The organism is Streptomyces sp. NPDC091272 (assembly GCF_044757485.1).
In the GTDB taxonomy this organism is placed as follows: Bacteria; Actinomycetota; Actinomycetes; order Streptomycetales; family Streptomycetaceae; genus Streptomyces.
On sequence record NZ_JBIVVC010000015.1, the window covers coordinates 19,413 to 27,397 of the forward strand.

Sequence of the window (7,985 nt, forward strand, 5' to 3'; positions counted from 1 at the left end):
GCCCCCGTCCTGGGGCGGCGCTCAAGTACCGCTCGTTCTCGGGTGCGTGTGCGGTGCCCGTCCCCGCACTGTGCGACCGGCGGTGGCGGTACGCCAAGAGCCTAGAACGCCTTTGCGCTGGTGGGGAGATCAATACCGTCTTTGCTGTGTTGTGGCTGGGTTGTGCGGTGGTTTCCTGCCGGGTACGTGGCGGGTGTCGTGGAAAGCAGTCGGCTGCGGATACCGGGCGGGGTGTCCGCTGGTATCCGCAGCCGGGCTGTGTTCTACAGGTACTGGCCGGTGTTGGCCACCGTGTCGATGGAGCGTCCGGTGTCCGCGCCCTGCTTTCCGGTGACGAGGGTGCGGATGAAGACGATCCGCTCGCCCTTCTTGCCGGAGATGCGGGCCCAGTCGTCGGGGTTGGTGGTGTTGGGCAGGTCCTCGTTCTCCTTGAACTCGTCCACGCAGGCCTGGAGGAGGTGCGCGACCCGCAGGCCCTTCTGGTTGTGGTCGAGGAAGGCCTTGATCGCCATCTTCTTGGCCCGGTCGACGATGTTCTGGATCATCGCGCCGGAGTTGAAGTCCTTGAAGTAGAGGACTTCCTTGTCGCCGTTGGCGTACGTGACTTCGAGGAAGCGGTTCTCCTCGGTTTCCGCGTACATCTGCTCGACGACTGTCTGGATCATGCCGTGTACTGCGGCGTCCTTGGAGCCGGTGTGCTCCGTGAGGTCGTCGGAGTGCAGTGGCAGGGTCGCCTTGAGGTACTTCGCGAAGATGTCCTTGGCCGCTTCCGCGTCCGGGCGCTCGATCTTGATTTTGACGTCGAGCCGGCCGGGGCGGAGGATCGCGGGGTCGATCATGTCTTCGCGGTTGGAGGCGCCGATGACGATGACGTTCTCCAGGCCTTCCACGCCGTCGATCTCGGCGAGCAGCTGGGGGACGATGGTGTTCTCCACGTCCGAGCTGACGCCGGATCCGCGGGTGCGGAAGAGGGATTCCATCTCGTCGAAGAAGACGATGACGGGGGTGCCCTCGCTGGCCTTCTCACGGGCTCGCTGGAAGACCAGGCGGATGTGCCGCTCGGTCTCGCCGACGTACTTGTTGAGGAGTTCGGGTCCCTTGATGTTGAGGAAGTAGGACTTCCCCTGGGGTTGTCCGGTGACCTCGGCGACCTTTTTGGCAAGGGAGTTGGCGACGGCCTTGGCGATGAGTGTCTTGCCGCAGCCGGGCGGGCCGTAGAGCAGGATGCCCTTCGGGGGCCGCAGTTCGTGCTCCTTGAAGAGGTCGGGGTAGAGGTAGGGCAGTTCGACGGCGTCCCTGATCAGTTCGATCTGGTTGCCCAGGCCGCCGATCTTCTCGTAGTCGACGTCCGGGACCTCTTCGAGGACGAGGTCCTCGACCTCGCTCTTCGGGATGATTTCGTATACGTAGCCGGAGCGGGGTTCGAGCAGCAGGGCGTCGCCGGGGCGGATGGTGACGTCCAGCAGCGGCTCGGCGAGCCTGACCACCCGTTCCTCGTCGGTGTGCCCGGTGACCAGGGCGCGTTCGCCGTCCTCAAGGATCTCCTTGAGGGTGACGATGTCCCCGGCGCGCTCGTACTCCATGGCTTCGACCACGTTGAGTGCTTCGTTGAGCATCACTTCTTGGCCGCGTCGGAGCTCTTCGAGCTCGACGCCTGGGCTGACGTTCACCCGGAGCTTGCGGCCCCCGGTGAAGATGTCGGCCGTGCCGTCCTCGATGGCTTCCAGGAACACGCCGAAGCCGGCCGGCGGCTGTGCGAGCCGGTCCACTTCTTCCTTGAGGGCCACGATCTGGTCGCGGGCCTCGCGGAGCGTGTTGGCGAGCCGCTCGTTCTGGGCGGACACGCCTGCCAGGTTGGTCTGCAGCTCGACGATCCGCTCTTCGAGAATCCTCGTATGGCGCGGAGAGTCGGCGAGCTTGCGTCGCAGGACGGCGATTTCCTGCTCTAGATAGGCAACCTGTCCGGCGGGGTCCTCGGACCCTCGCGCGGGCCGGATGCCGCGGTTGATGTCGTCGTCGTGGGCTGCCACGGTCCTCACCTCCTCCAAGGGGAGCTGGACGCTTCCTGACCCTACCTGGGTGGGTGCTGGTTGAAACCCCTAGATCACAAACAGGATCGAGGAGTGTCCGATCTTCACCCTTGCGTACTCCCTCACACTGGGGGGATACCCACCCAGCAACATCGGAAAGCGGGCGGTTGTATCGTCGAAGTGTTCAACACCCGTCAGGGCTGGCTTCAATTGGTGCATACCGCGCAGGGAACGGCAGGAGATATGAGCGTGCAGGACGAGGCTCCCACTGCGGACGGTGCCCAGGTCGGGGACCCTCTTGAGGTGTGGATCGATCAGGACCTCTGCACCGGCGACGGGATCTGCGCGCAGTACGCGCCGGAGGTCTTCGAGCTCGACATCGACGGTCTCGCGTATGTGAAAAGTGGTGACGACGAGTTGCTCCAGGCCCCTGGGGCCACGACTCCGGTGCCGCTGACGCTGCTGACGGATGTCGTGGACTCGGCGAAGGAGTGCCCCGGCGACTGTATTCATGTACGTCGGGTTTCGGACAGGGTCGAGGTCTACGGGCCGGACGCGGAGTAGGTCGCGGTGGCCCGGACCCGGGTCAGACGCCGCGGGCGTCGGTGGTGGCGGAGCGGGTGAACGTACCGTTCCGCCACTGCCATTTGTGCGTGCCACGGGTGTCGGGGCAGCAGCGGGCGACGTTCTCGGAGGAGTAGCCGAGGAGGGTCGCGGTGACGGTGCCCCCTGTGACCGTGAGCTCGGTGACGTTTTGCTGGTCGGCGGGGTCCAGCAGGGTCGCGACGACGCGCTGCGGCGAGGTGAGGACGTAGATCCCGGTGGGGGGCGTGCCGAAGCCGCTCCGGCAACGGACGGCGGCGACGGTTTCGGGGCGGTGGTCGCCGTCGAGGTCGCCGGAGGCCTGCTTCACGACGGTGGTGCTGCCGCCGCGGCATTTCAGGGGGTACGTGGCGGCTGTCGCGTCGGGGGCCGCCACGGGCTCTCCCGCGCGGGTGGGGCCGGGGGCCGGGGGGAGGGTGTCCGGGCGGCCGTCGGCGGTGTGCTGCGGGGTGGCCCCGGTTGCGGTGGCGGCGGTGGGCTGGAGCAGTCCTGCGAGGGCGACGACCGCGGCCGTGGCGGCGGCGGTGGCCAGCCAGTGCACCGCGCGGGGCCGGGTGTGTGCGAGGTCCGGGAGCGCGGAGTTCTGCACGCGGGGTGTCTCCTGTGGGGCTGTGCCGGTGGGCGCCGGCGACGGGAGGGGTGCCGGAATCGTGCCATACGGGGGTGGCGGTGCGGAACGCCGGGGTGGCGGCCTTCGTACAAAGAAAGGGTCAACCCGTGCGGTCGGCCGCCCGTGGGGGTGGCAACGCGAAGGCGCCGCCGTCCAGTTCTCGTGTCGGTCCGGGAACTGGACGGCGGCGCCGGTCTGTTGGGGCGGCGGGCGGCCGGGGGCTGTCGGGCGGGTGCCCGACGGCCGCTCAGGCCTGCTGGCTGTTGCCGCGTTCCTTGTTGGGGCCTTCGTAGTCCTCGCCGTAGGCGCCCTTGGAGGGGCGGCGGCGGCGCATGGGGGGCTCGACACCGTCGGCGAGGCGCCGGGCGGTGACGAGGAAGCCGGTGTGGCCGATCATGCGGTGGTCCGGGCGGACGGCGAGGCCTTCGACGTGCCAGTTGCGGACCATGGATTCCCACGGCTGGGGTTCGGCGAAACAGCCGATCTCGCGGATGGACTCGACGGTCCTGGCGAGCTGGGTCGTGGTGGCGACGTAGGCACACATGATGCCGCCGGGGACGAGCGCCTTGGAGACGGCTTCGAGGGTTTCCCAGGGGGCGAGCATGTCGAGGACGACGCGGTCGACCTCGGTGTCGGAGAGGTTGTCCTGGAGGTCTCCGACGGTGAGGGTCCACGCGGGGTGCGGGCCGCCGAAGTAGCGTTCGACGTTGCCCTGGGCGATGTCCGCGAAGTCCTGGCGGCGCTCGTAGGAGTGCAGCATGCCGTGGTCGCCGATGGCGCGCAGCAGGAAGGCGCTGAGGGCGCCGGAGCCCACTCCGGCTTCGACGACGCGGGCGCCGGCGAAGATGTCGGCGAAGGCCAGGATCTGCCCCGCGTCCTTGGGGTAGACCACGGCTGCGCCGCGGGGCATGGACAGGACGTAGTCGGGGAGCAGGGGGCGGAGCGCCAGGTAGGCGACGTTCCCCGTGGTACGGACAACACTGCCCTCGGACGCCCCGATCAGCTCGTCGTGCGAGAAGGCACCCTTGTGGGTGTGGAACTGCTTCCCGGCTTCGAGCGTGAACGTGTAGTGGCGGCCCTTGGGGTCAGTCAGCTGGACCTGGTCCCCGACCTTGAAGGGCCCGCGTCGTCGGGCGGCACCGGTCGGTTCGGACATGTGACCAGCCTACCGGCTGTTTGGGTGCCCTCTCGCCGCGCGGCGGCCCCGCGGGCGGCTACTGGGGGCGGGCCATGGCCTTGACGAAGGCGCGCTCGACGTCGGCGGTGGAGAGTACTCCGTAGATCTCGCCGGTTTCCTCGACGACGAGGTATTCGGTGGCGGGGGCGGCGCGGAGCCGGTCGAGGAGGGCTTCGCCTGCGAGTTCGGCGGGGATGCGCAGCCGGTCGGTGAGGTCCTGGGCGAGGCCGCTGACGGCGACCCAGGGGCGGCGGTGTTCGGGGACCGCGCCGATGGCTGTTTCGCGGACGACGGCGGTGGGTTCGCCGTGTCCGTCGACGACGACGAGGGCGCGGGCGCCCGCTTCGTTGGCGCGGCGGAGTGCTTCGGAGAGGGGGGTGGCGGACTCGACGGGGACGGCGCGCCTGGTGAGGGTGCGGGCGCGCAGGTCGGGGAGGTGCTCGCGCAGCCGGGCCATCCGGAGGCTGTTGCCCGCGCCGGTCCAGATGATGGCGGCGAGGATCGCGGCGAGGAGTGCGTCGAGGACGGTGTCCATGCCGGTGATGTCCTGGGTGGCGTTGCCGAGGGCGCCGGTGTGGGTCAGGAGGGGGAGGCCGATGAGGACGGCGACGGCGAGGGCGCGGCCGACCCAGGCGGCGGCGACGGTGCCGGTCATGGCGTTGCCGGTGATCTTCCAGACGACGGCGCGGAGCATCCGGCCGCCGTCGAGGGGAAGGCCGGGCAGGAGGTTGAAGGCGGCGACGATGAGGTTGGAGATCATCAGGCCGGCGAGGAGGACGCCGGGGACGGTGCCCGCCTCGACGAGTCGCATGGCGAGGTAGAAGGCGCCGCCGAGGACGAGGGAGAGGAGGGGGCCCACGAAGGCGAGGACGAATTCGCGGCCGGGGGTCTCGGTCTCCTTCTCGATCTCGGAGACTCCGCCGAAGAACTGGAGCTGGATGCGCCGGACGGGGAGTTTGAAGCGGAGGGCGGCGACGGTGTGGGCGAGTTCGTGGACGAGTACGGAGGCGTAGAAGGCGACTGCGAAGAACAGGGAGACGAGGTAGCGGACGGCTCCGAGCTCGGGCAGGACGATGTCGATCTGGCCGCCGAAGACCCAGGTGATGAGGGCGGCGACGACGAACCAGCTGGGGGCGACGTAGACGGGGACGCCGAAGGGGCGGCCCATGAGGAGGCCGCCGCCGGGTTCGCCGGGGCGCTCGGGGCCTCCCTTGGCCGGTGTGCCGCCGGTGTCCGTGGCGTCCGGGCCCGTTGGGGGGCGTCCGTTGTCGCCGCTCTCGTCCACGGTGTCCCTTCGTTGGTGCTGCGTCGTTCTGCCGGTGGACCGGTGGATCACCGTACAGAGAACGTGTCCCGCGGTGCTGTCGCTCTGGTGCCGTTGTGCGGGGCATTGCCCTGATCATGCAGTGCGGGAGGGTCTGCCGTCGATGGTAGGGGGGCGTTGTCGGTGGCGGGTCGTAGGGTCGGAGTCATGAATACGAGTGCCGGTCCTGCGGTCGCTGCGAGGCGGCCCACCTCGCTGTCACCCTCACGGGCGAGCGACTTCATGCAGTGTCCGCTGCTGTACCGGTTCCGGGTGATCGACAAGCTGCCGGAGAAGCCGAGTGAGGCGGCCACCAGGGGGACGCTGGTGCATGCCGTGCTGGAGCGGCTGTTCGACGATCCGGCGGTGGAGCGGACGGCTCCGAAGGCGCGGGCGATGGTGCCGGGGCAGTGGGACCGGCTGTTGGAGTCGAAGCCGGAGCTGTCGGGGCTGTTCGCCGAGGACGGGGGCGGCGAGCGGCTGGCTCGGTGGCTGGGGCAGGCGGAGGACCTCGTCGAGAAGTGGTTCACGCTGGAGGATCCGACCCGGCTGGAGCCGGCCGAGCGGGAGCTGTTCGTCGAGACGGAGCTGGAGTCGGGGCTGCGGCTGCGCGGGGTGATCGACCGGGTGGACGTGGCGCCCTCGGGTGAGGTGCGGATCGTCGACTACAAGACGGGTAAGGCGCCGCGTCCGGAGTACGCGGAGGGTGCGCTGTTCCAGATGAAGTTCTACGCGCTGGTGATCTGGCGGTGGAAGCGGATCGTGCCGCGCAGGCTTCAGCTGGTGTATCTGGGCAGCGGCGACGTCATGACCTACGACCCGAACGAGATGGATCTGGAGCGGATGGAGCGCAAGCTCCATGCGCTGTGGGAGGCGATCAAGGAGGCGACGGAGACGGGTGAGTGGCGTCCCCGTCCGACGAAGCTGTGCGGTTGGTGCGATCACCGGGCGGTTTGCCCGGAGTTCGGCGGGACGCCTCCGGTGTATCCGTTGGAGATCCGGCCGCGGGGGCCTGTGGAGGTCCGGCCGCGGGACGGCGGGGAGGTCCAGGTGCGGGACGACGGGCAGGCCCAGGTGCGGGAGGGCGCGGAGATCCAGGTGCGGGACGCAGCGGAGGTCCAGGTACGGGAGTCCGCAGAGATCCAGGTGCGGGAAGCGGGCGAGGTGCAGGTGCGGGAAATGGGCGAGGTGCAGGTGCGGGAGTCCGCGGAGGTCCGGGCCCGGGAGGGCGCGGAGGCTCAGGGCCAGGGGGCCCTGGAGTAGGGCCGGTGGCGCGGGGCGGCGGGGGTGCCGTGCAGCAGGGGGCCGGGGGGCCTGGACGGCGGGCAGTGCAGAATGGTGGCCGTCTAGCGAAGGAGTCCCTGTGGCTATCCGCGTCCTACTGGTCGACGACCAGCCTCTGCTGCGTACCGGTTTCCGGATGATTCTGGAGGCCGAGCAGGATCTCGCGGTCGTCGGTGAGGCCGGGGACGGTCTGCAGGCGCTCGACCAGGTGCGGGCGTTGCAGCCCGATGTGGTGCTGATGGACATCCGGATGCCGCGGATGGACGGTGTGGAGGCGACCCGGCAGATCACCGGGCCCGGCCGGGACGGTCCGGCGAAGGTGCTGGTGCTGACGACCTTCGACCTGGACGAGTACGTGGTGGAGGCGCTGCGGGCGGGGGCCAGCGGGTTCCTGCTGAAGGACGCACCGGCGCACGAGCTGGTGCAGGCGATCCGGGTGGTGGCTGCGGGCGAGGCGATGCTGGCGCCGAGCATCACCCGTCGGCTGCTGGACAAGTACGCAGATCATCTGCCGTCCGGTGAGGACGAGGTGCCGGACACCCTGCACACACTGACGGAGCGTGAGGTGGAGGTGCTGAAGCTGGTGGCGCGTGGTCTGTCGAACGCGGAGATCGCCGCGGACCTGTTCGTGAGCGAGACGACGGTGAAGACGCATGTCGGGCATGTGCTGACGAAGCTGGGGCTGCGGGACCGGGTGCAGGCGGCGGTGTACGCGTACGAGAGCGGGCTGGTGCGGCCGGGGGCGGGCGGCAGCTAGCGGATTTCGGCGGCCGGGGGCCCATGGCCGCCGGCCGGTCACCGAGTGCCGATTGCCGATTGCCGCTTGCCGCTTGCGGCAGCCGATGGCCGATGGCCGATGGCCGACGCGTACGGAGGAGGGGCCCCCCCGGCGGGTACGGGGGGGGCCCCCCCCCCGGGGGACGCGGCAACGCGCCTACCCCCCCCCGCGCCCCCCCCCGGCCCCCCCGGGGCGGCCCG

The 7,985-nt window shown here is 69.8% G+C and carries 6 protein-coding genes and 1 pseudogene; 3 read left to right on the forward strand and 4 right to left on the reverse strand.

The features are described from left to right. Positions 1-263: 263 nt before the first annotated feature. The gene (arc, locus tag ACIQM4_RS30785) at positions 264-2,030 is read right to left on the reverse strand and encodes a proteasome ATPase (protein ID WP_401598317.1); all 1,767 of its coding nucleotides are present in this window, start codon (positions 2,028-2,030) and stop codon (positions 264-266) included. Positions 2,031-2,273: 243 nt separating this feature from the next. Between arc and ACIQM4_RS30790 the strand changes: the two genes are divergently transcribed. Continuing rightward, the gene (locus ACIQM4_RS30790) at positions 2,274-2,594 is read left to right on the forward strand and encodes a ferredoxin (protein WP_401598318.1); all 321 of its coding nucleotides are present in this window, start codon (positions 2,274-2,276) and stop codon (positions 2,592-2,594) included. Positions 2,595-2,616: 22 nt separating this feature from the next. Here ACIQM4_RS30790 and ACIQM4_RS30795 read toward each other — a convergent pair whose 3' ends face one another. From ACIQM4_RS30795 to ACIQM4_RS30805, 3 genes are all read right to left on the reverse strand, one after another. Next, complete coding sequence (locus ACIQM4_RS30795) at positions 2,617-3,222, reverse strand: hypothetical protein (protein WP_401598320.1); 606 nt, start codon at positions 3,220-3,222, stop codon at positions 2,617-2,619. A gap of 268 nt (positions 3,223-3,490) precedes the next feature. Next, on the reverse strand, positions 3,491-4,399 hold the full coding sequence (locus tag ACIQM4_RS30800; RefSeq protein WP_398420083.1) for a tRNA (adenine-N1)-methyltransferase: 909 nt from the start codon (positions 4,397-4,399) through the stop codon (positions 3,491-3,493). 58 nt (positions 4,400-4,457) lie between these two features. Then, on the reverse strand, positions 4,458-5,705 hold the full coding sequence (locus ACIQM4_RS30805; RefSeq protein ID WP_401598321.1) for a site-2 protease family protein: 1,248 nt from the start codon (positions 5,703-5,705) through the stop codon (positions 4,458-4,460). A gap of 186 nt (positions 5,706-5,891) precedes the next feature. Here ACIQM4_RS30805 and ACIQM4_RS30810 point away from each other — a divergent pair. Both ACIQM4_RS30810 and ACIQM4_RS30815 read left to right on the forward strand, forming a co-directional pair. Next, a pseudogene (locus ACIQM4_RS30810) lies at positions 5,892-6,734 on the forward strand (RecB family exonuclease); the annotation flags it as partial. A gap of 352 nt (positions 6,735-7,086) precedes the next feature. Continuing rightward, a complete protein-coding gene (locus ACIQM4_RS30815) occupies positions 7,087-7,764 on the forward strand; it encodes a response regulator (protein ID WP_401598322.1) in 678 nt (225 codons plus the stop codon). Positions 7,765-7,985: the final 221 nt, after the last annotated feature.

Excerpts from the sequence above, each read along its gene's own strand:
- ACIQM4_RS30790 (WP_401598318.1), top strand. The coding sequence starts at position 2,274 with ATGAGCGTGCAGGACGAGGCTCCCACTGCGGACGGTGCCCAGGTCGGG.
- ACIQM4_RS30800 (WP_398420083.1), bottom strand. The coding sequence starts at position 4,399 with ATGTCCGAACCGACCGGTGCCGCCCGACGACGCGGGCCCTTCAAGGTC.